Origin of the sequence: Methylobacterium sp. Leaf466 (assembly GCF_001425565.1) — a bacterium.
Classification (GTDB): Bacteria; Pseudomonadota; Alphaproteobacteria; order Rhizobiales; family Beijerinckiaceae; genus Methylobacterium.
Genome location: NZ_LMRC01000002.1, coordinates 115,343 through 139,497, shown reverse-complemented (window position 1 = coordinate 139,497; position 24,155 = coordinate 115,343). Strand labels below are relative to the sequence as shown.

Genomic DNA, 24,155 nt, shown 5'->3' with positions numbered 1-24,155 from the left:
TGACCGTGCGGTGACGGTCTTCCCCGGCTCGCGCCGGAACGGGGAGCTTTGCGTGTCCGGCCCCGGCCGGACCGGAGACGATCGCTCCGATCCCGTCGATCGAACGATCGCGGGAGGCGTGCCTGCGCGCCCTCTCCGCTCAGGAAAGGAAGGCCGCGCGTCGACAGACGGACGAAACCGTCATCGACGCGCGTAACGAAGCGCCCTCAGACCGGACGCGGCAGCTGGCAGGCGTCGAGGGCCGCGAGCGCCTTGGCCTTGGCGGAATCGTTGAAGTAGCCGGAGGTGCGGTAGGATTCGAGCTCGCCCCGGTCGAGGGAGGCCAGGGTCTTCTGCGCGTAGCAGCCGCACGGGCGGGCGAGCGCGGTCTCGGGCACGCTCTGGAGGCGGCCCTGCGTCACGACGCAGGCGCGGCTGACGCGGCCGGTGAGGTTGCGCGTCGAGGCGGTCTTGAGCGCCGGGTCGGGCGTGAAGCCTTCGAGGCTCGCCGTGGGGCCGGGCTTGGCGGAGTTGCAGGCGGCGACGAGGGAGAGCAGGCCGGCCGCCAGGAGAAGGCGGCCGGTGCGCGGATGGGCGTAGCGCATGGAGGATATCCGGGTCGGTGGAGCGGGATCGTCGAACGATTCCGCTTTCACGCGCAGAGCCGTGGCGGCGCAAGGGCGACGCCGCCACACCTCCCGGGCAATCGCTCCGTGGGGCGCGATCAGCCGACGATGTCGCCGTCCTTGAAGAACTGCGCGATCTCCATGGCCGCGTTCTCGGCGCTGTCGGAGCCGTGGACGGTGTTCTCGCCCACCGACTCGGAGAAGGTCTTGCGGATGGTGCCCTCGGCGGCCTGGGCCGGGTTGGTGGCGCCCATGATCTCGCGGTACTTGGCGACCGCGTTGTCGCCTTCGAGCACCTGAACCACCACGGGGCCGGAGGTCATGAAGTCCACGAGTTCGCCGAAGAACGGGCGCTCCTTGTGGATCTCGTAGAACGTTTCGGCCTGGGCCTTGGTCATCTGGATGCGGCGCTGGCCGACGATGCGCAGGCCCGCCTTCTCGATCAGCGCGTTGACGGCGCCGGTGAGGTTCCGCTTGGTCGCGTCGGGCTTGAGGATGGAGAAGGTGCGCTCGGTGGCCATGGTCGGTCCGGTTCTGGTCGGTGAGCCGAAAACGGCTTCGGCGCCGGGCTTATAGCCGGCACGCCCCGGTGCCTCAACCCGAGGCCTGAATCGCGCCGAGGCCCGAATCGCGCTCACCATGGCAGGAACGCAACACCGCCGGAAAATCGCCCGAAAGCGATGGCTTCCTGGCGGATGACGGCGCCGGCCCCTCCCGTGGTCCGGCGCTAGCCCCTCATCCAAAGGAGATCCGAGCCATGCGTGTCGCCGTGACAGCCGCCCTCCTCCTCTCCGGCCTCGGTGCCGCCGCCGCGGCACCCGCCCAGGACCCGTCGGGCACCTGGCTCACCGGCGACGGCCGCGCCAAGATCCGGATCGACCGCTGCGGCCCCGGCGCCGCCCAGGTCTGCGGCAAGGTCGTCTGGCTCAAGGTGCCGACCACCGAGACGGGCAGCCCGCGCACCGATCTCAAGAATCCCGATCCCAAGAAGCGCAACCGGCCGGTGCTCGGCCTGCCGCTCCTGGAGGGCCTGAAGCCCGACGACGCCAAGTTCTCGGGCGACATCTACAACATCGAGGAAGGCAAGACCTATCAGGTCAGCCTCGAGCGCGAGAGCGGCAGCGAACTCAGCGTCTCCGGCTGCCTGCTCAAGGTGCTGTGCGGCTCGCAGACCTGGACCCGCGTGCCGGACGTGAACCAGCAGGCGGCCGTCGCCAAGCCCACGCCGTAACGCCCCACGCCTTAACCCCCACGCCGTAACGAGCCGATCCCGGGGCGCCCTGCGCCCCGGCTTGGCACGGAATTCACGCCTCTCCCGCCGCCTTCGCGGGGAGAGAAGATCACGTGGCTGCCGACGCCGCCCCTTGCCACGGGATCGTTGCCGAGGCGCGCCTGCCGCGCCGAGACCTTCGCGATCCCGATCGGAGCGGCCGCCGCCGGTCTCGCCCTGTTCAGCCTGTTCCTGCCGGGCCCCGGGCACTCTCCGACCATCTTCCTCGACCTCGTCTATCGCGGCGGCTTCGGCTCGCCCTTCGCCTTCCAGAACAGCCTGCAGCAAGCGGCCCCGATCCTGTTCGCGGCCCTGTGCGTGGCCCTGCCCGCCCGGGTCGGGCTCGTGATCATCGGCGGCGAGGGTGCCATCGTCCTGGGCGGTCTCGCCGTGGCGGCGACGGCTTATCCCCGGTCCGGTGCACCAGCCGGCTCGGCGAGCCCCCGATGGCGCTGGCGGCGGCCCTGGCCGGGCCCTCTGGATCGCAGCGGTGGAGGCCTGGCGCGCCTATCGCGGCGTCAACCATCGCCAGCCTCTCGATGTCCCGAGGCCGTGACGACGCCGCGCCTAACCCTCCTGCGCCCGTCCGCGCAGCAGGTATTTCTGCACCTTGCCGGTGGAGGTCTTCGGCAATTCGCCGAAGACGATGTGGCGGGGCAGCTTGTAGGGGGCGAGCCGCTCGCGGCACCAGGCGATGATCTCGTCGGCGCCGGCCTCGCTCCCGGCCTTGAGCTCGACGAAGGCGCAGGGCGTCTCACCCCATTTCTCGTCGGGCCGCGCCACCACCGCGGCCGCGGCGATGGCCGGATGCTTGAACAGGACGTCCTCCACCTCGATGGAGGAGATGTTCTCGCCGCCCGAGATGATGATGTCCTTGGAACGGTCCTTGAGCTGGACGTAGCCGTCGGCGTGCTTCACCCCGAGGTCGCCGGTGTGGAACCAGCCGCCGGCGAAGGCCGCCCGCGTCGAGGCCGGGTTCTTGAGGTAGCCGCGCATCACCACGTTGCCGCGCATCATGACCTCGCCCAGGGTCGTGCCGTCGGCGGGCACCGGTTCGAGGGTGTCGGGGTCGCGCACGTCGAGGCCTTCGAGCACCGGGTAGCGCACCCCCTGGCGCGCCTTCTTGGCGGCCTGCTCGTCGGGGGGCAGGTCGTCCCATTCGGCGTGCCAGGCGTTGACCACCGCCGGGCCGTAGCTCTCGGTGAGGCCATAGAGATGGGTGACGGCAAAGCCGGCCTCCCGCATCCCGGCCAGCACCGCCTCCGGCGGCGGGGCGGCGGCCGTGAAGAAGGCCACCCGGTGCGGCAGCGGCCGGCGCTCCTCCGCCGGGGCGTTGACGAGGAGCGACATCACGATGGGCGCGCCGCACAGGTGCGTGACCCCGTGCTCGGCCATCAGCCGGTACATCGCCCCCGCCCTGACCTGGCGCAGGCAGACATGGGTGCCGGCCACGATGGAGAGGGTCCAGGTGAAGCACCAGCCGTTGCAGTGGAACATCGGCAGGGTCCAGAGATAGACCGGGTGCTGCCCGAGGTCCCCCGTGACGACGTTGCCGAGCGACAGCAGGGCCGCGCCGCGGTGGTGGTAGACCACGCCCTTGGGGTCGCCGGTGGTGCCGGAGGTGTAGTTGAGCGAGATCGCGTCCCACTCGTCGGCGGGCATCGCCCACGCGTGGTCGGGGTCGCCCTCCGCCAGCAGAGCCTCGTAGTCGAGGGTGCCGAGGCGGTCCCCGGGGCCGTCGTATTCGGGATCGTCGTAGTCGATCACCAGAGGGGTGACGCCGGCCTTTTCCAGGGCCGGCCCGGCCACGTGGGCGAACTCGCGGTCGGTGACCAGGACCCTGGCCTCGGCGTGGTCGAGGCAGAATGCCAAAGCGGCGGCGTCGAGGCGGGTGTTGAGGGTGTTGAGCACCGCGCCGGTCATCGGCACCCCGTAGTGCGCCTCGATCATGGCCGGCGTGTTGGCGAGCAGCACCGCCACCGTGTCCCCCCGGCCGATGCCGCGCCGCTCCAGGGCCGAGGCGAGCCGGCGCGAGCGGGCGTAGAGGTCGGCATAGGTCCGCCGCAGGGGGCCGTGGATCACGGCGATCCGGTCGGGAAACACCCGCGCCGCCCGTTCGAGGTAGGTCAGGGGCGTCAACGGCTGGTAGTTCGCCGCGACCTTGTCGAGGTCCCGGTCGTAGATCGTCTCGCTGCGCATGGACCCCTCCCGGGCGGTCTTTGGCCGCGACACTAGCGCATGGCGCCGCCCGATCAATCGGGAGGCGTCGCCGGACCGCCTTACGGATCCAGCCCCTCGGCCTTGCGCTGGGCCGCACGGCGCCGCTCCACGTGGGCCACCGAGAAGATCGAGGCCTCGTAGAGGAGCAGCATCGGCAGGGCCAGCGAGAGCTGCGAGATCACGTCCGGAGGGGTCAGGATCGCGGCGGCGACGAAAACCAGCACGATGGCATAGCGGCGCTTCTCGCGCAGGAAGGCGGTGTCGATGACGCCGATCTGGCCGAGCAGGGTCAGGATCACCGGCAACTGGAAGGCCAGCCCGAACGCGAAGATCAGCGTCATGATCAGCGAGAGGTACTCGTCGACCTTGGGCAGGAGCGAGATCGTCGCCTCGCCCGGCTCGCCGATCTGCTGCAGGCTCACCGAGAACTGGATGAGCAGCGGCATGGCGAGGAAGAACACCACCAGCGCGCCGAGGAAGAAGAAGATCGGGGTGGCCACGAGATAGGGCAGGAACGCCTTGCGCTCGTTCTTGTAGAGGCCCGGCGCCACGAAGGCGTAGATCTGCGTCGCGATCACCGGGAAAGCGAGGAAACCCGCGCCGAAGACGCTGAGCTTGATGTTGGTGAAGACCTGCTCGAGGAAGTGCGTCGCGATCAGCTTGGCGTTGGCCGCACCCACGATGCTGACGTAGGGATAGACCAGGATGTTGTAGATGTGCTTCGAGAAGAAGAAGCACACGAAGAACATCACGATGAAGGCGGCCAGCGATTTGATCAGCCGCGAACGCAGCTCGATCAGATGCTCGATGAGGGGCGCGCGCGAAGCCTCGATGTCGGCTTCGTCGGTGGTGGTGCTCATCGTCACGCGCCCGGGGTCGGAGACGTCGGCCGCGGCGCGACCGGGTCGGTGGAGGCCGGAGCCGGGGCGTCGGATTCCTCGGAGGCCGTCGTCGGGGCCTGCGCGGCCTCGGGGCCGGCCCTGAGGGTCTCGCTCTCGGCCGCCGCCAACTGGGCCGCGACATTGGCGAGCGGCTGCGTGCTCGACTGGGCGTGGCCGCCCTCGACCGCGCCCTTGATCTCGTTGCGGATGGTCTGGACTGGGTCGAACACCGGCCCCATCGTGCCGGCGGACCGCTTTATGCCGTCGACCTCGCGGCGGACCTCGTCGAGCTCGGCCTCGCGCACCGCTTCCTTGAACTGGTACTGGAACTCGCCGGCCATGCGCCGCATCTTGCCGGTGACCTGACCCACCGTCCGCAGCGCCTTGGGCAGATCCTTCGGGCCGATGACGATCAGGGCGATGCCGCCGATCAGCATCACCTCGCCCCAACTCATGTCAAACATGGCGTCGATCGTCCCGTGGGCTCTTCGGCATGGCCCGCCTCACGATCCGGCGGCGACTCCCGACCGACCGCTCGACTCCGTCCATCGTGGGGCGTGCGAACCCGAGTGTCAGCCGACCTTGCGGTCGGCGGCGACGGTGTTGGCCGGGGCCGGCTCGCCCTGGTGCGGGAGCGTGCGCACCGGGTCGGTGGCGCTGACGGGCGTGACCGGCTGGGCTGGGGAAACGGCGGCGGGCGTCTCGTCCTCGGCCATGCCCTTCTTGAAGGCCTTGATGCCCTTGGCGACGTCGCCCATCAGGTCCGAGATCTTGCCGCGGCCGAACAGCAGCATCACGATGCCGGCGACGATGATCCAGTGCCAGATACTCATGCTGCCCATGGCAACCTCCTGCGCCGCGGGCGGAACCCGCGCGGCGGCGTCTCGTGCGATCGGATTGGGGCGAACCTAAGGATCGGACGCCACGAACACAAGAAGCGGCAAAGGCCGCAGGAGCGATCGACGCGGGATGGCGGTACGACCGTGCTTCCCTCAGGCGGCCCGGGTCAGCGCGGCGGCGAAGGCGGCGCGGGCCTGCGCCACGTCGAGGTCGGCGGCCGGGCGCAGGCGCGCCAGGGCCGCATCGGCACGCACGCGGGCCTGCCCGGCGAGCCCCGGCGTCGCCTCGGCCACGCCGGCCATCTCCGCCAGATCGCCGTTGCAATGCAGGGCGACGTCGATCCCGGCCGCGAAGGCGGCCTGCGTCCGCTCGGCGAAGGTGCCGCTGAGCGCGTGCATCGAGAGGTCGTCGGTCATCAGGAGGCCCTGGAAGCCGATCGCGCCGCGGATGATTTCAGCGATCATGCGGGGCGATTGGGTGGCGGGCCGTGCGGGGTCGATCGCGGCGTAGACGACGTGGGCGCTCATCGCCATGGGCAGGTCGGCCAGCGCCCGGAAGGGCGCGAAGTCGTGGGGCTCGAGGCTGTCGCGGTCGGCCTCCACCACCGGCAGGCCCTTGTGGCTGTCGCAGGCCGCGCGGCCGTGCCCGGGGATGTGCTTCATTACCGGCAGGACGCCGCCGGCCATCAGGCCCTCGGCCACCGCGCGGCCGATGGCGACGACGGACGCCACGGTCTCGCCGTAGGCCCGGTCGCCGATCACGTCGTGGGCGCCGGCCACCGGGACGTCGAGCACGGGCGCGCAATCGACGTTGATGCCGACGTCGGCGAGGTCGTGGGCCATCAGGCGCGCACCCAGGCGCGCCACCGTGGCGGCCGCGGCGTCGAGCCGCCCGAAGATCCGGCCCGGCGGGTAGGACGGCCAGTGCGGCGGTCCCATGCGCTGCACGCGGCCGCCCTCCTGGTCGATGAGGATCGGCGCGTCGGCACGCCCGACGATGTCGCGCAGGGACGCGGTCAGGGCGCGGACCTCGTCCGGCGTGCCGATGTTGCGCTTGAACAGGATGAAGCCCCACGGCTGGACCGCGCGGAAGAAGGCGGTCTCCTCCGCCGAGAGGGTCCGGCCGGCACAGCCGAGGATCAGGGCGCGGGTGGTCATGGACTGGGGCTCGCGTCGGGGACTGTCACGAAAGAACACCAGCGCGGCGGGAACGCGCCGCCGCGCAGGTGCGCTCGCTCGTCGGCTCGTTCGAACTTAGTTCTTGGCCACGAAGCACTGGCCGCCCGCGCCCTGGATCTGGCTGCACAGGCTGTTCGCCTCGTCCTTGCCCAGGGGGCCGACGCGGACGCGGAAGATCGACTTGCCGTTGACCTCGGCCTGCCGGATCAGGGGCGGCTGGCCGTTGAGCTGGCTGTACTTGGTCTGCATCTGCCGGAAGGCGGCCTGGGCCTCGGCCTGGCTCGTGCGCACGCCGAGCTGGACGGAGAAGCCGCCGACCGGACCGGAGGTGACCGGGACCGCGGCCGCCGGGGCGGTCTCGGCCGGCAGGGCCGCGACCTTCTGGGCCGGCTTCGGCTTCTGGGCCGGGGCCGGCTGGGCCTCGGCGGTCGTCGTGGTGCCGGCCTCGGGGGCCGGGACCGCGGGCGGGATTTTAGGGCTGCGCGGGCGCAGGGAGGCGGTGGTCGCGGTGCCGTCGTTGCCCGCGCCGGGCATCACCATGCTCGGGATGACCGAGGTCGACGCCGCCCCCGGGGTGGTATCGGCGGCCTGGGCGGGGACGTCGCGCTGCTGGGCCGGCGGCGGGGTGTCGGGCTTGACCGACACCGTGCGCACCCGGCGCGGCTCGCCGAGCGACTCGTTGAGGGTGCCCGGCGTGGCGGTGGCGGGCGTGGCGGCGGATTCCGCCGGCCGCGGCGCGGCGCGGGCCGCCTGGGCCACGTCCACCGGCTGCTCCTCGCGGTTGACGATGCGGATCTGGCCGTCCTTGGCGGTCCGGTCGTAGATCTGCTTGTTCTGGTCGGGGATCTCGACGCCGTCGGCGGTCTTGGGCGCGATCTTGAGGGGGGCCTTGTCGGCCATGATGGTGGGCACGCCTTCGCTGCCGCCGTTGCCGCTCGTGTGCAGGCTGCGCCAGGTCAGCGCCCCGGTGACGGAGACGACGAGGACCGCGAGCCCGGCACCCACCGAGACGAGGCGGCTGCGCTGGCGCGGCTTCTCGGCCGCGGCGTTGCGCGGGGCGGCGCCGTCGTCGGCGAATGCGTGGCCTGCGTCGTCTGCGCCATGGCTGCGCGGGTTGCCCTGCGCGTCGTAGCCGCCCTGCTCGACCGAGGCGAGGTACTGGTTGAAGGCGTCCGCCGGCGACAGATCCGGCGGGTGGCCGTAGGCCGGGTCGTAGGGCTGGCCATGGCCGTAGCCGGCCGCAGGGTCCTGCGGGGCGTGACCCTCGGGGGCCTGCGCCTGCAGGGCGTGTGCCGGGGGCTGGTGCGGATGGCCCCCGGAGCCTTCCGCCCGGCGGTCGTCGTAGAGCGCGTGTTCGTGGCGCGCGTGCTCGTTGCGGGTGTCTTCGTAGCGAGCGTCTTCGTAGAACGTCGGCTCGATGCGGCCGCCCTGGGCCTGCTGGTGGCCGGCGGCGCGGGCGTCACGGACCTGCAGCAGCGCCCGGAACGGATCGTCCTGGCCGACGATGCGGGCGAGCTCGGCCAACGGATCGCCCTTGGCCGCAGCCTGTGCCGATTGCGGCGCCGGCTGCTGCAGCTCGCGCTCGAACGCATCGAAGTCGACAGGCGCTCGCGAGGCGTTCGGCGTCATGGCTGCATCCCTCTACACGCGGCGTGTCCTCACCGCATCTCGTCCGGCGCGGTGACGCCCAAGACGCCGAGACCCGAAGCGAGAACGCCCCGCAAAGCCTCGACGAGGGCCAATCTCGCCCGGGTCGAGTTTCTGTCGGTTGGATTAACAAACCGTAATTGCGGCAAGTCTTTGCCCTTGTTCCAGAAACCATGCAGGGAACTGGCCAGTTCGTAGAGGTAGAATGCCACACGGTGCGGCTCGTGCGCCGCCGCCGCCGCTTCGATCACCCGCGGATACTGGGCGACGAGACGCAGGATCTCGGCCTCGCCGGGGTCGGCGAGGAGGGACAGGTCGGCCTGCGCCATGAGGGCGGCGCGCGAGAAATCCTCGCCGGGCATCGCCTCGCGCGCCTGCCGGAACACCGAGGCGCAGCGGGCGTGGGCGTATTGCACGTAGAAGACCGGGTTGTCCTTGGACTGCTCGACCACCTTGGCGAGGTCGAAATCCAGGGTCGCGTCGTTCTTGCGGTAGAGCATCATGAAGCGGATGGCGTCGCGCCCGACCTCGTCCACGACCTCGGCCAGGGTGATGAACTCGCCCGCGCGCTTGGACATCTTCACGGGCTCGCCCGCCCGCAGCAGCCGCACGAGCTGGCAGAGCTTGACGTCGAGGGTGGCCTCGCCCCCGCTCACCGCCTTCACCGCCGCCTGCATCCGCTTGACGTAGCCGCCGTGGTCGGCGCCGAGCACGTCGATGAGGTCGGTGGCGCCGCGCCGCCACTTGTCGCGGTGGTAGGCGATGTCGGAGGCGAAATAGGTGAAGGAGCCGTCGGACTTCAGGAGCGGCCGGTCGACGTCGTCGCCGAACTCTCGGGTGCGGAACAGGGTCTGCTCGCGGTCCTCCCAATCCTCCGGCGGCTGGCCCTTGGGCGGCGGCAGCCGGCCCTCGTAGACGAGGCCCTTGTCGCGCAGCTCCGCCAGGAGGACGGGGACGGCCTCCTTCAGTGTCGCCTCGGAGAAGAACACGTCGTGGTGGATCCCGAGGCGCGCGAGGTCCCCGCGGATCAGCGCCATCATCGCATCGATGGCCGAGGCCCGCACCACGGGCAGCCATTCGGCCTCGGACTGCTCCAGGAGAGCGCGGCCATGGGTGTCGGCCAGCATCCGCCCCACCGGAACCAGGTAGTCGCCGGGATAGAGCCCCTCGGGCACCGGGCCGACGTCCTGTCCGAGCGCCTCGCGGTAGCGCCGGTGGGCGGAGCGGGCGAGGACGTCGACCTGCGCGCCGGCGTCGTTGATGTAGTACTCGCGCGTCACGTCCCGGCCGGCGAAGGCGAGGAGGTTGGCCAGCGCATCGCCGAACACCGCGCCGCGGCCGTGGCCGACGTGCATCGGCCCGGTGGGGTTGGCCGACACGTATTCGATGTTGACCGGGCCGCCGGCCATCGCGGCGCGGCCGTAGCCGGCGCCCTCCGTCAGGGCGGCGCGCGCCACCTCGTGGAACACCTCCGGCACCAGCCGCAGGTTGATGAAGCCCGGCCCCGCCACGCTCGCCTCGACCACCCGCGGGTCGGTGCGGAGTTCTGCCGCCAGAGCCTCGCCGAGCGCCTTCGGGTTGGCCCTGGCCTCCTTGGCCAGCACCAGGGCGGCGTTGGTGGCGAGATCGCCGTGGGCGGGATCGCGCGGCGGCTCGACCACCACGCGGGACAGGTCGAGCCCCTCGGGCAGGTGGCCGGAGCGGGTGAGCGCCTGCAACGCCTCGCGGACGCGCGCCTCGAAGGTGGCGAAGATGTTCATCGGATGGAGCCGGGGCATGCGGTTGCGACGGACGCGCCGTCATCGTGTCAGGCGCGGCATAGCAAGGGTAGGCGGGGGTGTCACGGCACGCGCCTTGCCGGTCGCCGCCCCACGCTCACCACCGCTTCGTTGCAACACGTCGCTGGTGCGAAGGGCGCTGTGAGCGTATGAGTGGATGATGGAATTCGACTGGGACCCGGCAAAATCCGACCTCGTGAAATCCGCTCGCGGCTTCGGGCTCGGGACTGCGGCCAGGATCTTTCTTGGGCGAGTCGTGACCTGGCAGGATACGCGTCAGGATTACGGCGAGGTCCGCATGACGGCCGTGGGCCAGTATGACGGCCGGTTCTACACCGTCGTCTATACGGACCGCGGCGATGTCCGCTGGATCATCACGGCCTGGCTCTCGAACCGTAAGGAGCGCGTGAAATGGTGAGGGTGACATTGGCGGAACTGGCCGCCCGGCCGGCCGACGTGGACCAAGCCAAGCTCGATGCCACCACCGAGGAGGACATCCGGCGCCATATGATCGAGGACGGCTACGACCCCGACGATCCCTCCTACCTGGAGGGGGCCGTCGTCGTCCGGCCGCCGCATAGGGTGCGCGAACGCCTGGGGCTGACGCAGGTCGAATTCGCCCGGCTGATCGATGCGCCGCTCGCGACCCTGAAGAACTGGGAACAGGGCCGCACCTCGGTGCCGCCCTACGTGCGGGTGCTCCTCAACATCCTCGACCGCGAGCCGGAGGCGGCCCTGCGCGCCCTCGGGCGGGCGCCGTCGATCGCCGCGTGACCGGTGGGGACCGGCGGGGCTCGCCCCCGCTCGACCCGGCCGCCGCGATGGCGCGGGCGCTCGCACGCCTGTCCGAACAGGGCTTCGCCGAGGCGGCCCGCAACACCCGCGGCGATTCCGTCTATCTCAAGACCGCCGGCTGCGACCTCGCCCTGCGGGTCTCCAACCACGCCCGGACCCCGAAGCAACGCCGCAACCACCCCGACGCGGTGACGAGCCTCGTCCTGCGCGAACCCAAGAGCGCCGCGCAGGTGGACGACCTCGTGGCGGCGACCCTGCGCAACTTCTTCGCCGAGCGTGCCCGACGCGCGTCGTGAGGCGCGCCGCGTTTCGGACACATCGGCGCGTCACCCTGGTTGTACGACGCGAGGACGAGAGACGATGACGGCCATCCGGATCGCAGGGGGCGCCTGCGGCAGCGGGGCGGGCGCCTACGAGGACGGGCTCTTCACGATGCCCGACGGGACCTCGCGCGGCATCGAGACCGTGGCGAGCCTCGACCTGCCGGAGCCCGCGGCACCGCCCGCCCATTGGAGCGGCGATCTCCTGCGCGGCCTTCAGGGGGCGCTGGCCAGCGCGCAGGCCCTGCCCAAGCCCGTGAGCGTGGCCGCCTCCGCCGTCGGGTTCGGGCTCGGCGCCTTCGAGGCGACGCCGCCCACCACGCTCCTGCGCCTCGCCTTCGAAGACGGTGCCGATGCCGAACTCGCGGTGCGGGCCGATCTCGCCGCCCTGATCGCCCGCGACGTCGCCCTGGTCCGCGCCGCCCTGGAACGGCGGACGCCCCCTGCCCCCGCGGTGCCGGCCGCGGCGGTGGACGCCGATGCCGACCGGGCGACGACGGCGATGTTCGAATACGAGAAGCGCAACGGGCGCCTGCGCCGCGTGGCGCGCAAGGACCCGGCCGAGACCTGATCAGGCGTCCTCGATCAGGCTGACGTGGGCGGCGACCACCTTCCAACCCTTCTCGAAACGCACCCAGGTCTGGCTCTGGCGGCCGAGTTTGCCCGGGGCGCCCTCGCGCCGGAACAGGGTCATGGCGGTGGCGGTGTCGCGCCCGTAGGTGGTGATGACGGTGTCGTGGATCGTGCGCGCCAGCCCCTGCGGCGAGCGGGCCCGGCGGAAGGCGCGGATCGCGTCCATGCCGTAGAGGTTTTCCCCGATCCCGTAGCGGATGGTGCGCGGATCGTCGCGAAACAGGTCCTCGAGGGTCGCCACGTCGTTCGCGTCGAGCGCGGCCTCGTAGGCCGCGAACGCCGCCTCGACTTCGGCCTTCACGGCGGGGTCGTCGATCGTCATGGCTGTCTCGTGGTTTCGCCGGTCACGCCGTCGTTCGCGTCCAGGAGGGGAGGATCACGACGGTTGTCAAAGGTCCGCCGCGGGGGCGCTCACGATTCCCTCGCGTTCGAGGTGGCGTGCCACCCGCAGCGCCGATCCTTCCCTCCAGGGGGCGGCGATGACCTGGACGCCGAGCGGCAGGCCGTCGTCCACCCGCACCGGCACCGCCACCACCGGCAGGCCGATGAAGGAGATCGGCTGGGTGAACACGCCGATGTTGGCCCGCACCGGCAGGGTCACGCCGTCGAGGACGAAATGGGTCTGGCCCGATGTCGGCGCCCGGCACGGCGTCGACGGCGCCAGGATCACGTCGACGTCGGCGAAGAGTTCGGCCACCGCCGCGCGGTACCAGCGCCGGAAGCGCTGGGCGCCCCCGACCCAGGGGGCGGGGATCATCGCGCCCGCGATGAGCCGGTCGCGCACCGCCGGGTCGAAGTCGTCCGCCCGGGTCCGCAGCCGGTCGAGGTGGAGGGCGGCGCCCTCGGCGGCGGTGATGAGATAGGCCGCCGCCCTGGCGCGGGCGGCCTCCGGGATCTCGACCCGGCGCGTGACCTTGAGCGCGCCCGCGATCGCCGCCACCGCCGCGAAGGCCTCCGGGTCGCCGCCGGTGGCGAAATAGCCCCCCGCCACGGCGATGCGCAGATCGGCGATCCCGTCGTCGAGCCCCGGCGTCGCGGGCTCCGGCGCGCGGGCGGTGGTGGCAGCGTCCTCGGGGTCGGGGCCCTGCATCGCGTCGTAGGCGAGCGCCAGATCGGTGACGCTGCGGGCCATCGGCCCGAGATGGTCGAGGCTGCCGACGAAGGGGAAGCTGCCGGCCCGCGTCAGCCGGCCATAGGTGGGCTTCAACCCGAAGCAGCCGCAGAAGGCCGAGGGCACCCGGATCGAGCCGTTGGTGTCCGAGCCGAGCGCGATCGGCACGAGACCGGCTCCCACCGCCCCGCCCGAGCCGCCGGACGAGCCCCCCGACATGTGGCCGAGGTCGTGCGGGTTGCGCGTGGCGCCGTCGTGGACGTTCTCGCCGGTGAAGTCGTAGGCGTATTCGCCCATGTTGAGGGCGCCGACCAGGATGGCGCCCGCCGCCTCCATCCGGCGCAGGGTCGCGCCGTCGCGGGCGGCCGGGGGGCGGGCGCGGTTGATCTTCGAGCCCGCCCGCGTCGGCAGGCCGGCGACGTCGATGAGGTTCTTGACCGCGAAGGGCACGCCGGCCAGGGGCCCCTGGGGCTCGCCGCGAGCGATGGCCGCGTCGATCGATCCGGCCCGGGCCAGGGCGCGCTCGGCCACGACGTCGGTGAAGGCGTTGACGGTGCCGTCCACCCGCGCGATGCGGGCCAGGGCCGCGGTGACCGCCGCCGTGGCGCTCGTGCGCCGGTCGCGCACGGCGGCGGCGATGGCGTGGCCGTGCATCAGGGCCGGATCGTCGCTCATCCCGTCAGGCCTCGAACACCGGCGCCACCTCGGCCTCGTCGGGCAGCGGGAACGCCGCCACCCGCTCGGCCGCCGCGCTCAGCACCGCGAGGTTGTCGGCGACGCCCGCCGCCCAGGCCGGGTCGAGGGGGAGCCCGAGCAGGCCGGCGGCGGCCTCGACATAGGCGGCGCGCGTCTCGGAGGGGGTCGGTGGCATCGGGGTCCCGGGGCGGCTGTGGCGGCTGTCGTCGCAGGAGCGGCCCCAAGCGAAATCGATGCCGAGCGACCCCCGTTGCGTGAGGACAGCAGCTGAACGGCGATGCCCGCTCACCGCGTTCGAGCTTGGCCGGGAGCGCATCGGAGAGGTCGGGGGCATGGCCCTGCCGCGTGTGCGCCACCAGCATCCCGGCGGCGCGCGCGGCCGCGAGCACGGCGCGGCGCGGCGCGATGGCCGCCTCGAGAAGCGAGACGTCGTTGACCGGCGTCTCGCCGAAGCCGCCGTGCTCGATGACGTCGCGCCGCATGTCGATGACGACCAGCGCCGTGGTGGCCGGATCGATGGCCGAAGGCGCGGGCTGCGCGGCGAGCGTGACGGTCTTGGCGGGCCCTTCACATCGGGGGCTGAAGCCGGGCGAATCGCCTGGCCGTGCGCGATCATGTCCGCAGGGGTCCCGATTGCGGCGCCCACATCGTATTCCGCCCCGCATCGATCGGTGGCAGGTCGCGTCGGCGCCGGTCGCTGTTCAGCGACGCGCCCGCTCGACCGCTTCCGCGCGGCGGGGACGGACGATGCGGTCCCGGGCCACGGCGCGGATCGCGGCGGGGGCTGCGTCCACGGTCTCGAACGCATCCTCGACGATGCTCATGTGGACCAGCATGGCGGCGTTGGCGGCGGCGGCATCCCGGGCCAGCACCGCCCGCACCACGGCGCCGTGCTCGCTGTGCGACCGCGCGAGGCGGCCCTCGGCCTGGAACTGCGCCCGGCGGAACGGCGTCAGGCGCCGCTGCAGCGACCGGGCGATCTCTTCCACCACGCTGTTGTGGGTGCCCATGGAGAGGAGCGCGTGGAAATCCTGGTTGGCGGTGATGTAGCCGTCGCGGTCGCCGGCCGCGGCCAGGGGCGCCATGCCCTCGTGGAGGTCGCGCAGGCGGCTGCGCTCGGCGGCCGTCATGCCGAGGGCGGCCAGGCGCGCGCAGGTCGCCTCGATCTCGGCGGTGGCGACGAACAGCATGTCGAGCCCCTCCGCCGTGATCGTGCGGACCGTGGCGCCCGTGCGCGGGCGCAGGTCGATCAGGCCGCTGCCGCTCAGGAGGCGCAGGGCGTCCCGCACCGGGGTCCGCGACACCCCGAACCGCTTGGCCAGCACCTGCTCGTCGAGGTGCAGCCCCGGGGGCAGGTCGCCCGAGAGGATGGCGGCGGCGATCTCGTCCGCCAGGCGTTCGGCGCGGGTCTGGGGCGCGGGCACCGGGATCTCGGGCTGGAGGACGGGAACGCGATCCGGCCGCGACCCGCTCTCGGAGCGCTGCGCCGGTTGCCCGGAAGCGGGCGTGTCGCGGGGGCCCTTAGACCGTGTTTCGGCCACCGCCGCAACGTGGGCGGGTGTTCCGGCCGCGCCGTCCCGCGTTCGGGCACCGCGCCGGAGCCTTCCGGCGTCGGCGCGCATCGAAGGGCAGACATCCGCTTTCCTGGGCAGACGACGCTCAGGCCTGGCGCGAACCGGTCTCCGAGACGCTCGTGGGCCCGTGGCGAGCGGACGGCCGGGTCCTGCCGTCCGGGCTCGGCTCGGTGAGGGTCGCGGCTCGGTGAGGATCGCGGGCGGGATCGGGGTCTTGTCGCCGATTTGCATCGCGCGTTCCGCGCGAGGTCCGGCCGCGAGCCGGGCGCGTCCGCTGGCATATCGGTTGCTGCTGTGCCGGCAAGAGGGCCCCACCAAGCCCCCCGCGGACGGCCGATGACCCATCGATTTTCCTGCGTTCCGATGGCCACCGCGATGGCGCCGTTCACGGTTCCGGCCCTGGCGTCCGATCTCGCGCCGCCATCGGTCCCGTCCTCGTTCTTCCTGTTCTCGGACACCCAGGTCGGCGACCGCCGGGTGATGGATTCCCGCGAGCCCGGGGTCCCGGCGACCAGGGGCAACTCGCTGAACGGGCGCAGCATTCCCAAGACCGTCCTCACCATCGGCCATGCCAACGCCGGGGCCTACCGCACCGACGTCGTCTCCCTCGACATCCCCCGGTCCGGCTCGCAGGAACCGAGCGGCTACGCGTTCCCGAACCTCGACATCCAGACCGGCATCGGCGCGACGGAAGCCTGCGGTCTCCACCGCGCCACCCTGAGCGGCAACGCGCTCACCGGCCCCGAGGCCTTCGCCCTCCCCGGCTTCGTCGAGGACGTCTCGCTCTGCTACGGCACCGATCTCAACTCGAAGAACACCAGCTTCGGTTCCGAGAAGCGCCTCGTCGTCGCCGGGCTGAACGTCGCCTTCGACGTGCCGGCGGGCCTCCGCGACCTCGCGGTCCACGCCTCCAGGGAGTTCAACCGCAACGGCACCGTGCCCCTGCCGGCCCGCGATACCGAGTTCGACGCCATGCCCGAGCTCGGAATCGTCTACGGCCAGCCCGACAAGGTCGACGTGTTCGTGGGCTTCCAGTATTGGCGCAACAAGTTCGGCAACGACGCCGCGCGGCTGCCCGGCTCCGAGGAGACGACCGCCCCGGCGGGCGTGTCCTTCCACGTCTTCTGAGGGGCCGGCAGGGCATCGCGCGGATGGCATCGCGCGGATGGCATGAGGGGGATGGGATGGACGACGTCGGCATGAAGTCGGGCCGCACCTGGATCAGGAACCCCCTCGCCATCCTCGCCGAGGACGCCGGCGGCGGCATCGTCGTCGAGGGCACCCGCATCGTCGAGCGGGTGGCCGCGGGCGCGAGCCCCGCCGCGCCGGTGGACGAGACCGTCGAGGCCGGCCGCCACGTGGTGATCCCGGGCCTCGTCAACACCCACCACCACTTCTTCCAGACGCTCACCCGCGCCCATCCGGTGGCGATCAACAAGCCGCTGTTTCCCTGGCTGCAGGCCCTCTACACGGTCTGGGACAAGATGGACCCGGAGGCGTTCCGCCTCGCGACGCGGCTCGCCTACACCGAACTGCTCATGTCCGGCTGCACCACGGCCGGGGACCACCACTACCTGTTCCCCAAGGGCCTGGAGAGTTCCGTCGACATCCAGGTCGAGGAGGCGCGCGGCCTGGGCATCCGCGCCGTCGTCACCCGCGGCTCCATGAGCCTGTCGGTGAAGGACGGCGGCCTGCCGCCCGAATGCCTGACGCAAAGCGACGACACCATTCTCGAGGACAGCGAGCGCGTGCTGCGCCTGTTCCACGACACGAGGCCCGGGGCGATGGTGCAGATCGGGCTCGCCCCGTGTTCGCCCTTCAACGTCACCAAGCGTCTGATGCGCGAGAGCGCGGCGCTCGCCGAGCGCCACGACTGCCGCCTGCACACCCACCTCGGCGAGACCCTCGACGAGGACCGCTACTGCCTCGAGGCGTTCGGCCAGCGCCCGGTCGACTATCTCGAGGAGGTCGGCTGGATGACGAACCGCGTCTGGCTCGCCCACGGCATCCACTTCAACGACGCCGAGGTCGCCCGCCTCGGGCGCGCCGGGGTCGGGGTCTGCCACTGCCCGACCTCGAACATGACGCTGGCGTCGGGCCAGTGCCGCACCTGCGAGCTCGAGGCCGCCGGCAGCCCTGTGGGGCTCGGCGTCGACGGCTCGGCCTCCAACGACAATTCCAACCTGATGGAGGGCGTGCGCCACGCCCTGATGATCAACCGCCTCACCTACGGGGCCGAACGCGTCACCCATCTCGACGCCCTGCGCTGGGCGACGGAAGGGTCGGCGGCCTGCCTCGGGCGCGCCGACATCGGCCGGATCGAGGAGGGCCGCGAGGCGGATCTCGCCTTCTTCACCCTCGACGAACTGCGGTTCTCGGGCGCGCACGATCCCCTGGCGGCGCTGGTCCTGTGCGGCGCCCACAAGGCCGACCGGGTCATGGTCGCCGGCCGCTGGCGGGTGATCGACGGCCAGCCGCTCGGCATCGAGACCGGCCATCTGCGCGAGGCCCACACCCGCCTCGCCCATAGCCTGTTCGGTACGGCCTGAGGGTGGAGGCCGCGGCACCGGTGCCCGGTCGCGACGGACCGGTGCCGCTGTTGGCCGCCAACGACCCGTCGATCACGAGATTGGGGCCGGCAAGTCCATCTGGCCGGCAAGTCCATCGTGGCCGGCAAGTCCATCTGGCCGGCAAGCCCATCGTGGCCGGCAAGTCCACGCCGACGAAGGTCCTCCACGGGCTCCTCGAACCTACGGAAGGGGGCGTCATCCGTCCGCGCCGAGCCCGCGCACGGTCGCCAGCAGGACGCGGGCGCCCGCCTCGATGTCGGGCAGGCTCGCGAACTCGGCCGGGTTGTGGCTGACGCCGCCGCGGCAGCGCACGAAGACCATCGCCACCGGCGCCAGCGCCCCCACCGCCATGCCGTCGTGCCCCGCCCCGCTCGGTAGGCGGAACACCGGATGACCCTCCGCCGCCATCGCCGCGGCGATGCGCTCGGCGAGGGCCGGGTCGCAAGGCACGCTCGGGGCGTCGTGGGTCGTGCGCCAGGCGAGGGCCAGGCCACGCTCGGCCGCGATGGACCGCCAGGCCGCCGCGATGTCGGCGAGCGCGGCCGCACGCTGGCCGTCGTCGGGGGCGCGCAGGTCGAGGCTGAAGGCGACCCGGCCGGGGATGACGTTGACCGCGCCGGGACTGGCGGTGAGGCTCCCCACCGTGCCGACCAATCCGGCCTCGCCGCGGCAGCGCGCCTCGACGGCCAGGACGCAGGCGGCGGCCCCGGCGAGGGCGTCGCGCCGCCCGTCCATCGCCACGGTGCCGGCGTGCCCCGCCTCCCCCTCCAGGGTCACGGCCAGACGGGTGGCGCCGCTGATGGCGGTGACGAGCCCGACGGCGAGGCCCGCCCGTTCCAGGGCCGGACCCTGCTCGATGTGGAGTTCGAGATAGGCGAGGATCTCGGATCGGCGGCGGGCGGCCTCGTGGAACCGCTCCGGGTCGAACCCGGCCGCCCGCAGCGCCTGCGCGACGGTGACCCCCTGCCCGTCCGGGCAGGCCAGCTTGTCCGGGTCGAAGGTGCCGGCGAAGGCGCGGCTGCCGATCAGGGTCGCGGCGAAGCGGGTGCCCTCCTCGTCGGCGAAACCCACCACCTCCACCGCGAAGGGCAGGCGCGTGCCCGATGCCGCCAAAGCCGCGACGCAGGCGATGCCGGTGACGACGCCGAGGGGGCCGTCGTAGCGCCCGGCGTCGCGCACCGTGTCGAGATGCGAGCCGATCACCACGGCGGGGCTCCCCGGCACCGGGCCCTCCAGGCGGCCGATCACGTTGCCGGCGGCGTCGAGGCGCGCGCTCATTCCGGCCTCGCGCATCCAGCCCATGACGAGGGCGCTGGCACGGGCCTGTTCGGGGGTGAGGTAGAGGCGGGTGATGGCGCCGGGCTCGGCGCTGATGGCGGCCAGCGCGTCGAGGCGCGCCTGGATGCGGGGGGCGAAATCCACCGGTGTCAGCTCCCGCGATAGGTCTGGTAGCTCCAGGGCGTCGCCACCAGGGGCACGTGGTAATACCCCTCCGGCTCGGCGACCCCGAAGCGCAGGGGTACGACGTCGAGGAACGGCGGCTCGGCCGTGTCGAGGCCGAGCCTGCGAAAATGGTCGCCGATGTGGAAGCGCAGCTCGTAGGTGCCGATCGGCACCGGCCGGCCGCCGATCAGGGGCGCGTCGGTGCGCCCGTCCGCGTTCGTGACCGCCCGCGCCACCAGCACCGTCTCCTCGGCCGAGACCCATTCGAGGAGGTCGACGGCGACCCCGGCGGCGGGCCTGCCCCGCACCGTGTCGAGGACGTGGGTCGAGATCCGGCCGGTGGTCCGCAAGGGGCCCTCGCCCGTCACCAGGGCGTCGAGCCGGATCGCGGCGATGCGCAACACCTCCGTGAGCGCGGTGGCGCGTTCGGTGGCCGCGTCCGAGGCGACCCGGGCCGCGAACGACCGCAGCAGCGAGGCGCGGCCGTGGCGCCTGACGCAGAGGATAAAGGGAAACCCGAATGTTTCGCGGTAGGCGGCGTTCAGGGCCTCGAAGCGGGCGTATTCGGCCTGGGAGAGCCGGTCGAGCCCGGCGGCGGCCTGTTCGGCGATGGAATCGGCGGCGATGGCGCCCTCCCGCGCGGCCCGGCCGGCGAGTTCGGGATGGCCGGTGAGGAGCGCCAGCCGCGAGGACTCGGGCGCCGCCTCCACCGCCCTGCGCATGCCGGAATACAACGCCTCCACCGTGGCGTAGGGCCGGCCGGCGGCGGCGGCCTCGGCCACCCAGGGGGCGTGCTCGAACACCGCCCCGAGGGCGGTCACGAAATCGGGCAGGCTGGCCCGGTTCAGGGCATCGAGCGAGAGGGTCATGAGGCTCCGCCATGACGAGGACGGCCGGGCCGCGCCCGCCGACGCCAGCCCTTAGCAGGCTCCGCGCCACGGGGCGCCTGTTCGGGCTTGTGTGATCCGGATCACGGAAGGGGCGCCGATCGCCGGGCATGGTCCCCTCATGCCGGTCGACCGACCGGCCGACACGAGGAGAGCGCGATGTTCGACTTCAACCGCGATTACACCACCCAGCTCACCGGCGCGCAGCTCAACCTGATCCAGCGCTTCTTCGACGACCAGGACCGGACCGGCTTCCAGAACCTCGACGACGACCGCGACGTGCTGTTCCTGGCGCCGTCCACCCGCTCGCTCTCTATCAACGCGCAAGGGGGCAACGACATCATCGACATCGGCTCCACCTCGAGCGCGGCCCAAGCCGGCCACACCGTCTACGGCGGCACCGGCAACGACACCATCCAGCTCGGCTCGGGCAACGACACCGTCTACGCCGGCTTCGACGACGACAGCGTCGAGGCCGGGCTCGGCAACGACCTGATCTACGGCGGCCAGGGCAACGACTACCTCGTGGGCGACTCGCTGATCTTCGTGGCCGGCGGCAACGACACCATCTCCGGCGGGAGCGGCAACGACCGCATCATCGGCCTGCGCGGCGCCGACGACATGACCGGTGGCTCGGGCGCGGACACCTTCATCTACTTCAACCACCTCGAATCGGCCGCGGGCGCCCGCGACGAGATCTTCGACTTCAACCGGACCGAGGGCGACAAGATCGACCTCCACGCCATGGATGCCGACCTGACCCGGGCCAACAACCAGGACTTCACCTTCTCGATCACCGGTCCCAGCACGGCCGCCGGCTCGGTCTGGGCCACCGGCTCGGGCACCGACTGGACCGTCTTCGTCAACGTCGACGGCGGCGCCGCCGACATGGCGATCGACGTGACCCTGGCGGGCGGCACCACCGACCTCGCGCGGGGCGACTTCATCCTGTGAGACGGTTTCCGCTCGAATCAAGCGGGACCCGTCTCACCGAGCCCGCGCGGCGCCTGAGCGAAGCCCATGTCCGCATCACGAAGTGATCAACCGGAAATGGGATGAGGAAGCCAGCGTGAGGGCCTGGCCGCGGCGGATCGCTCCGCCGCGGCCAGGCTTGTTATGTGAATCCCTGGCATAGGGATTGCTCGACCGCCGCGAGGAGGGCCGGGTCGCCGGGAGGGTCCGACACGTGAGCGCTCACCCCTCCGACGCCGGCGCCGGCACCATCACGAAGGTGCCCCCCGCCACCCTCGGGCTCCTCGGTCTGCAGCATGGGCTGGCGATGGATGCCGGCGCGGTGGCGGTGCCGCTCATCGTCGGGCGGGCGTTGGGGCTGGCGCCCGAGCAGGCTCGTGGCACATCGGCCTCTTCGGGGTCACCGGCGCGCGCATCCTCGGCGCGGTGGATTATCGCGGCCAACCGCAACAACCTCTTCATCGTTGCGGTCTCGGTGGGCTTCGGCCTGATCCCGCTGGTGGCGCCGAACTTGTTCAAGCAGATGCTGCATCCGCTGCTCGAATCCGGCATCCTGCTCGCCGCGATCTGCGCCGTCGTCCTCACCCTGTTCTTCGATGGGCTGGGCGACACCGCCTCGGCCCGGGCGGAGCGGAGCCGCGTCGTCCATGCCGCGTAGGCCCGAGGGCGACCGACCGATCGAACGAGGAACCGACGATGGCACTGACGGCGTCGCGATACGGCAAGGGACGGGTGCGGGTGATGCGGCTCGCCCGCGACGGCGACCACCACACCCCGCGCGAGCTCACCCTCGAGGTCCTCATGACCGGCGCCTTCGACCGCGCCTGGACGGACGGCGACAACCGCACCTGCGTCGCCACCGACAGCGTCAAGAACATCGTCAACGTCACGGCGGCCAAGCACGTGGAGGCCGAGGCGGAAGCCTTCGCCGGCCATGTGGCGCAGGTGTTCCTGGACACCTACCCGCAGGTCTCCGAGATCTCGGTGGAGGCGCGCGAGACCCGCTGGCTGCGCCATGCCGTTTCCGGCACGCCGCACGGCCACACCTTCACCCTCGACGGGAACGGGGTCGGCTACGTCAAGCTGGTGGCCGACCGCGCCGGCTCGGTGCTGCAATCGGGCCTGCGCGGCTACACCTTCATGAAGACCACGCAGTCGGGCTGGGCAAATTTCGTCGACGACGGCTACCGTACCTTGGCCGACACGAGCGATCGCATCGCCGCCACCAGCATGGACGCGACCTGGACATGGTCCGACGTCCCCGCCGAAACCGTCGCCACCAACGCGCGGGTGCTCGCGATCCTCGTTGCGGTGTTCGGCACCACCTACAGTCCGAGCGTGCAGGACAGCATGTACCGGATGGGCGAGGCGGTGCTGGCGGCGATCCCCGAGATCGCCGAGATCCGGTTCGCCATGCCCAACAAGCACTACATCCCGATCGACCTCTCGCCCTTCGGCCTCGCCAGCGACGGGCGGGTGTTCCTGCCCACCGACGAGCCGCACGGGCAAATCGAGGCGACGGTGGGGCGGTCGACCGAGGTGTGAGCGCCGTGTGACTTGGGCTTCAGACCCGCGTGTCGACCACGGTGAGCAGCACCGTACCGTAGTGGCAGGCGGTGGCGGCCAGGACGAAGGCGTGCCAGATCGCGTTCTGGTAGGGCAGGCTGCGCCAGACGTGGAACACCACCCCGAAGGAGTAGAGCAGTCCGCCGGCGGCGAGCAGCCGGAGGGCGTCCGGGGTGAGCACCGCGATGATCGAGTCGTAGGCGAGCACGCCGCTCCAGCCGAGCATCAGGTAGAGGCCGATGGCGACCCGGTCGAAGCGCCCCGGCATCAGGAGCTTGAGGGCGATGCCGACGCCCGCCACCAGCCAGATCGCGGCGAGCAGCGCCCATGCCGAGGAACCGGTGCCCACGAGGGTGACGAGGGGCGTGTAGGTGCCCGCGATCATCAGGTAGATCAGGGCATGGTCGGCCCGGCGTAGCATCCACTTGCGCCGGCCCACCGGCCACATGTTGTAGGTGGCCGAGACCCCCAGCATCGACACCAGCGCGGCGGCATAGACCACCACGGCGGCCCACCCGGCCCAGCCCAGCGGCTCCATGGCCGCCAGCATCACGACGGCAATGGCTCCGGCCAGACCCAGGGTCACGCCGATGACGTGGATCGCCCCGTCCGCGAGGGTCTCCCCGCGGGTGTAATTCCATTTCAGGTCCGCGGGACGACCGTCTTCCGCCAGGAACATCGTGGAGCCTTCCCTGTCGCCACCGCGATCCGCGACGGCGAGGCTTAACCCCCGGCCGTCGCGTGGTAGGAGCTTAACCGTGGAGGGCGCGACCCCGTTCCGGCGTCGGACTACGCGGGACGGGACAGCCGGCGGATAAACCCGCGTCATGGTGAAGCGCGCCCTACGGAGCGCAGATGTCGCCGCCTGGCGGCGCCGAGCCTAGCCCGCGATGAGCGTGGGATAGCGGCTGAGGATGACGGCCGCCCAGGCGACCCCGAGCATGCCCGTCAGGGCGATCGCGGCGCGGCGCGACAGCCGCTCGCGAGACTTCGTCGGGCGGACGTGGCGACCCTCGGCGGCGGTATCCCGGTTCGGTTCGACGGTCTTCAAAGGCTGTTCTCCATCCGGTCCGGTTGTGGCCGAGTGGGGGAGGAACGCCGTCGTGTCCGGTCGGTTCGCCGCGTTGCGATAAGTGTGTGCGCTGCGGCACTCACGATTCGTCGAGACG

The 24,155-nt window shown here is 71.9% G+C and carries 26 protein-coding genes and 2 pseudogenes; 10 read left to right on the top strand and 18 right to left on the bottom strand.

Annotation, left to right across the window (positions count from 1 at the left end):
- Positions 1-206: 206 nt before the first annotated feature.
- Together ASG59_RS02735 and ndk are read right to left on the bottom strand one after the other, a co-directional pair.
- A complete protein-coding gene (locus ASG59_RS02735) occupies positions 207-584 on the bottom strand; it encodes a hypothetical protein (protein WP_055888863.1) in 378 nt (125 codons plus the stop codon).
- A 119-nt stretch (positions 585-703) separates the two neighbouring features.
- Positions 704-1,126, bottom strand: a complete 423-nt coding sequence (gene ndk, locus ASG59_RS02730; RefSeq protein WP_056286001.1) for a nucleoside-diphosphate kinase — start codon at positions 1,124-1,126, stop codon at positions 704-706.
- A 236-nt stretch (positions 1,127-1,362) separates the two neighbouring features.
- On the opposite strand from ndk, the gene ASG59_RS02725 reads away from it, so the two are divergent.
- Complete coding sequence (locus ASG59_RS02725) at positions 1,363-1,836, top strand: DUF2147 domain-containing protein (RefSeq protein WP_055888857.1); 474 nt, start codon at positions 1,363-1,365, stop codon at positions 1,834-1,836.
- Between the two features lie 606 nt (positions 1,837-2,442).
- On the opposite strand, the gene ASG59_RS02720 is transcribed toward ASG59_RS02725, so the two are convergent.
- The 7 genes from ASG59_RS02720 to argS all read right to left on the bottom strand — a co-directional run bounded on the left by ASG59_RS02720 (position 2,443) and on the right by argS (position 10,401).
- Complete coding sequence (locus tag ASG59_RS02720) at positions 2,443-4,074, bottom strand: acyl-CoA synthetase (protein ID WP_056406866.1); 1,632 nt, start codon at positions 4,072-4,074, stop codon at positions 2,443-2,445.
- Positions 4,075-4,154: 80 nt separating this feature from the next.
- Positions 4,155-4,955, bottom strand: coding sequence for a twin-arginine translocase subunit TatC (gene tatC / locus ASG59_RS02715; protein WP_056285994.1), 801 nt, complete (start codon positions 4,953-4,955; stop codon positions 4,155-4,157).
- A 2-nt stretch (positions 4,956-4,957) separates the two neighbouring features.
- On the bottom strand, positions 4,958-5,440 hold the full coding sequence (gene tatB, locus ASG59_RS02710; RefSeq protein ID WP_056285992.1) for a Sec-independent protein translocase protein TatB: 483 nt from the start codon (positions 5,438-5,440) through the stop codon (positions 4,958-4,960).
- A 108-nt stretch (positions 5,441-5,548) separates the two neighbouring features.
- Positions 5,549-5,818: a twin-arginine translocase TatA/TatE family subunit gene (locus ASG59_RS02705; protein WP_056285989.1), complete on the bottom strand. Its 270-nt coding sequence runs from the start codon at positions 5,816-5,818 to the stop codon at positions 5,549-5,551.
- A 150-nt stretch (positions 5,819-5,968) separates the two neighbouring features.
- Positions 5,969-6,973, bottom strand: a complete 1,005-nt coding sequence (nagZ, locus tag ASG59_RS02700) for a beta-N-acetylhexosaminidase (protein WP_056285987.1) — start codon at positions 6,971-6,973, stop codon at positions 5,969-5,971.
- Between the two features lie 96 nt (positions 6,974-7,069).
- Positions 7,070-8,623 (bottom strand): SPOR domain-containing protein, encoded by a 1,554-nt coding sequence (locus ASG59_RS02695; RefSeq protein WP_056406863.1) that lies wholly within the window; start codon positions 8,621-8,623, stop codon positions 7,070-7,072.
- Between the two features lie 29 nt (positions 8,624-8,652).
- A complete protein-coding gene (gene argS / locus ASG59_RS02690) occupies positions 8,653-10,401 on the bottom strand; it encodes an arginine--tRNA ligase (protein WP_055889005.1) in 1,749 nt (582 codons plus the stop codon).
- A gap of 175 nt (positions 10,402-10,576) precedes the next feature.
- Between argS and ASG59_RS02685 the strand changes: the two genes are divergently transcribed.
- From ASG59_RS02685 to ASG59_RS02670, 4 genes are all read left to right on the top strand, one after another.
- The gene (locus ASG59_RS02685) at positions 10,577-10,837 is read left to right on the top strand and encodes a BrnT family toxin (RefSeq protein WP_244475607.1); all 261 of its coding nucleotides are present in this window, start codon (positions 10,577-10,579) and stop codon (positions 10,835-10,837) included.
- Positions 10,831-11,193: a helix-turn-helix domain-containing protein gene (locus tag ASG59_RS02680; protein ID WP_056285982.1), complete on the top strand. Its 363-nt coding sequence runs from the start codon at positions 10,831-10,833 to the stop codon at positions 11,191-11,193. The genes ASG59_RS02685 and ASG59_RS02680 overlap by 7 nt, the downstream gene beginning before the upstream one ends.
- A complete protein-coding gene (locus ASG59_RS02675; protein ID WP_244472447.1) occupies positions 11,190-11,510 on the top strand; it encodes a hypothetical protein in 321 nt (106 codons plus the stop codon). Before ASG59_RS02680 ends, ASG59_RS02675 begins: the two co-directional genes overlap by 4 nt.
- A 64-nt stretch (positions 11,511-11,574) precedes the next feature.
- Positions 11,575-12,105 carry a hypothetical protein gene (locus ASG59_RS02670; protein ID WP_055888840.1) on the top strand — a complete coding sequence of 177 codons (531 nt, stop codon included), beginning with the start codon at positions 11,575-11,577 and terminating at the stop codon, positions 12,103-12,105.
- Here ASG59_RS02670 and hpxZ read toward each other — a convergent pair whose 3' ends face one another.
- From hpxZ to ASG59_RS02650, 5 genes and pseudogenes are all read right to left on the bottom strand, one after another.
- The gene (gene hpxZ, locus ASG59_RS02665; protein WP_056406862.1) at positions 12,106-12,489 is read right to left on the bottom strand and encodes an oxalurate catabolism protein HpxZ; all 384 of its coding nucleotides are present in this window, start codon (positions 12,487-12,489) and stop codon (positions 12,106-12,108) included. It abuts the gene before it with no gap.
- A gap of 66 nt (positions 12,490-12,555) precedes the next feature.
- On the bottom strand, positions 12,556-13,953 hold the full coding sequence (locus tag ASG59_RS02660) for an AtzE family amidohydrolase (RefSeq protein ID WP_056406861.1): 1,398 nt from the start codon (positions 13,951-13,953) through the stop codon (positions 12,556-12,558).
- A gap of 4 nt (positions 13,954-13,957) precedes the next feature.
- Complete coding sequence (locus tag ASG59_RS02655; RefSeq protein WP_055888834.1) at positions 13,958-14,149, bottom strand: DUF4089 domain-containing protein; 192 nt, start codon at positions 14,147-14,149, stop codon at positions 13,958-13,960.
- A 112-nt stretch (positions 14,150-14,261) separates the two neighbouring features.
- Positions 14,262-14,492 (bottom strand): annotated as a pseudogene (locus ASG59_RS21145) (isochorismatase family protein); the annotation flags it as partial.
- Between the two features lie 183 nt (positions 14,493-14,675).
- A complete protein-coding gene (locus ASG59_RS02650; protein ID WP_056406860.1) occupies positions 14,676-15,398 on the bottom strand; it encodes a GntR family transcriptional regulator in 723 nt (240 codons plus the stop codon).
- A 486-nt stretch (positions 15,399-15,884) separates the two neighbouring features.
- Here ASG59_RS02650 and ASG59_RS02645 point away from each other — a divergent pair, with 486 nt between their 5' ends.
- Both ASG59_RS02645 and ASG59_RS02640 read left to right on the top strand, forming a co-directional pair.
- Positions 15,885-16,676 (top strand): hypothetical protein, encoded by a 792-nt coding sequence (locus tag ASG59_RS02645; protein WP_082528591.1) that lies wholly within the window; start codon positions 15,885-15,887, stop codon positions 16,674-16,676.
- A gap of 56 nt (positions 16,677-16,732) precedes the next feature.
- Entirely contained in the window at positions 16,733-18,097 is a 1,365-nt protein-coding gene (locus ASG59_RS02640) for an 8-oxoguanine deaminase (protein ID WP_056406858.1), read from the top strand.
- A 216-nt stretch (positions 18,098-18,313) separates the two neighbouring features.
- Here the strand turns inward: ASG59_RS02640 and ASG59_RS02635 are convergent, their stop codons facing one another.
- Both ASG59_RS02635 and uraD read right to left on the bottom strand, forming a co-directional pair.
- Entirely contained in the window at positions 18,314-19,540 is a 1,227-nt protein-coding gene (locus ASG59_RS02635; RefSeq protein ID WP_056406857.1) for an allantoate amidohydrolase, read from the bottom strand.
- 5 nt (positions 19,541-19,545) lie between these two features.
- On the bottom strand, positions 19,546-20,430 hold the full coding sequence (gene uraD, locus ASG59_RS02630; RefSeq protein WP_056406855.1) for a 2-oxo-4-hydroxy-4-carboxy-5-ureidoimidazoline decarboxylase: 885 nt from the start codon (positions 20,428-20,430) through the stop codon (positions 19,546-19,548).
- Positions 20,431-20,607: 177 nt separating this feature from the next.
- On the opposite strand from uraD, the gene ASG59_RS02625 reads away from it, so the two are divergent.
- The 3 genes and pseudogenes from ASG59_RS02625 (at position 20,608) to pucL (ending at position 22,965) form a co-directional block, all read left to right on the top strand.
- Entirely contained in the window at positions 20,608-21,402 is a 795-nt protein-coding gene (locus ASG59_RS02625) for a hypothetical protein (RefSeq protein WP_056406854.1), read from the top strand.
- Between the two features lie 420 nt (positions 21,403-21,822).
- Positions 21,823-22,078, top strand: a pseudogene (locus ASG59_RS02620) (purine permease); the annotation flags it as partial.
- A gap of 38 nt (positions 22,079-22,116) precedes the next feature.
- The gene (gene pucL, locus ASG59_RS02615; RefSeq protein WP_056406849.1) at positions 22,117-22,965 is read left to right on the top strand and encodes a factor-independent urate hydroxylase; all 849 of its coding nucleotides are present in this window, start codon (positions 22,117-22,119) and stop codon (positions 22,963-22,965) included.
- A 19-nt stretch (positions 22,966-22,984) separates the two neighbouring features.
- On the opposite strand, the gene ASG59_RS02610 is transcribed toward pucL, so the two are convergent.
- A complete protein-coding gene (locus tag ASG59_RS02610; RefSeq protein ID WP_055888818.1) occupies positions 22,985-23,665 on the bottom strand; it encodes a hemolysin III family protein in 681 nt (226 codons plus the stop codon).
- Between the two features lie 201 nt (positions 23,666-23,866).
- Positions 23,867-24,037 (bottom strand): hypothetical protein, encoded by a 171-nt coding sequence (locus ASG59_RS20235; RefSeq protein ID WP_156387804.1) that lies wholly within the window; start codon positions 24,035-24,037, stop codon positions 23,867-23,869.
- Positions 24,038-24,155: the final 118 nt, after the last annotated feature.

What these genes read in the sequence shown, in the direction of transcription:
- ASG59_RS02680 (WP_056285982.1), top strand. Translation starts at nt 10,831, where the DNA reads ATGGTGAGGGTGACATTGGCGGAACTGGCCGCCCGGCCGGCCGACGTG.
- ndk (WP_056286001.1), bottom strand. Translation starts at nt 1,126, where the DNA reads ATGGCCACCGAGCGCACCTTCTCCATCCTCAAGCCCGACGCGACCAAG.
- nagZ (WP_056285987.1), bottom strand. Translation starts at nt 6,973, where the DNA reads ATGACCACCCGCGCCCTGATCCTCGGCTGTGCCGGCCGGACCCTCTCG.
- ASG59_RS02725 (WP_055888857.1), top strand. Translation starts at nt 1,363, where the DNA reads ATGCGTGTCGCCGTGACAGCCGCCCTCCTCCTCTCCGGCCTCGGTGCC.
- tatC (WP_056285994.1), bottom strand. Translation starts at nt 4,955, where the DNA reads ATGAGCACCACCACCGACGAAGCCGACATCGAGGCTTCGCGCGCGCCC.
- argS (WP_055889005.1), bottom strand. Translation starts at nt 10,401, where the DNA reads ATGAACATCTTCGCCACCTTCGAGGCGCGCGTCCGCGAGGCGTTGCAG.
- ASG59_RS02645 (WP_082528591.1), top strand. Translation starts at nt 15,885, where the DNA reads ATGACCCATCGATTTTCCTGCGTTCCGATGGCCACCGCGATGGCGCCG.
- ASG59_RS02610 (WP_055888818.1), bottom strand. Translation starts at nt 23,665, where the DNA reads ATGTTCCTGGCGGAAGACGGTCGTCCCGCGGACCTGAAATGGAATTAC.
- hpxZ (WP_056406862.1), bottom strand. Translation starts at nt 12,489, where the DNA reads ATGACGATCGACGACCCCGCCGTGAAGGCCGAAGTCGAGGCGGCGTTC.
- ASG59_RS02685 (WP_244475607.1), top strand. Translation starts at nt 10,577, where the DNA reads ATGATGGAATTCGACTGGGACCCGGCAAAATCCGACCTCGTGAAATCC.
- ASG59_RS02705 (WP_056285989.1), bottom strand. Translation starts at nt 5,818, where the DNA reads ATGGGCAGCATGAGTATCTGGCACTGGATCATCGTCGCCGGCATCGTG.
- ASG59_RS02735 (WP_055888863.1), bottom strand. Translation starts at nt 584, where the DNA reads ATGCGCTACGCCCATCCGCGCACCGGCCGCCTTCTCCTGGCGGCCGGC.
- pucL (WP_056406849.1), top strand. Translation starts at nt 22,117, where the DNA reads ATGGCACTGACGGCGTCGCGATACGGCAAGGGACGGGTGCGGGTGATG.
- ASG59_RS02640 (WP_056406858.1), top strand. Translation starts at nt 16,733, where the DNA reads ATGGACGACGTCGGCATGAAGTCGGGCCGCACCTGGATCAGGAACCCC.
- ASG59_RS02660 (WP_056406861.1), bottom strand. Translation starts at nt 13,953, where the DNA reads ATGAGCGACGATCCGGCCCTGATGCACGGCCACGCCATCGCCGCCGCC.
- ASG59_RS02655 (WP_055888834.1), bottom strand. Translation starts at nt 14,149, where the DNA reads ATGCCACCGACCCCCTCCGAGACGCGCGCCGCCTATGTCGAGGCCGCC.
- uraD (WP_056406855.1), bottom strand. Translation starts at nt 20,430, where the DNA reads ATGACCCTCTCGCTCGATGCCCTGAACCGGGCCAGCCTGCCCGATTTC.
- ASG59_RS02720 (WP_056406866.1), bottom strand. Translation starts at nt 4,074, where the DNA reads ATGCGCAGCGAGACGATCTACGACCGGGACCTCGACAAGGTCGCGGCG.
- tatB (WP_056285992.1), bottom strand. Translation starts at nt 5,440, where the DNA reads ATGTTTGACATGAGTTGGGGCGAGGTGATGCTGATCGGCGGCATCGCC.
- ASG59_RS02670 (WP_055888840.1), top strand. Translation starts at nt 11,575, where the DNA reads ATGACGGCCATCCGGATCGCAGGGGGCGCCTGCGGCAGCGGGGCGGGC.
- ASG59_RS02625 (WP_056406854.1), top strand. Translation starts at nt 20,608, where the DNA reads ATGTTCGACTTCAACCGCGATTACACCACCCAGCTCACCGGCGCGCAG.
- ASG59_RS02695 (WP_056406863.1), bottom strand. Translation starts at nt 8,623, where the DNA reads ATGACGCCGAACGCCTCGCGAGCGCCTGTCGACTTCGATGCGTTCGAG.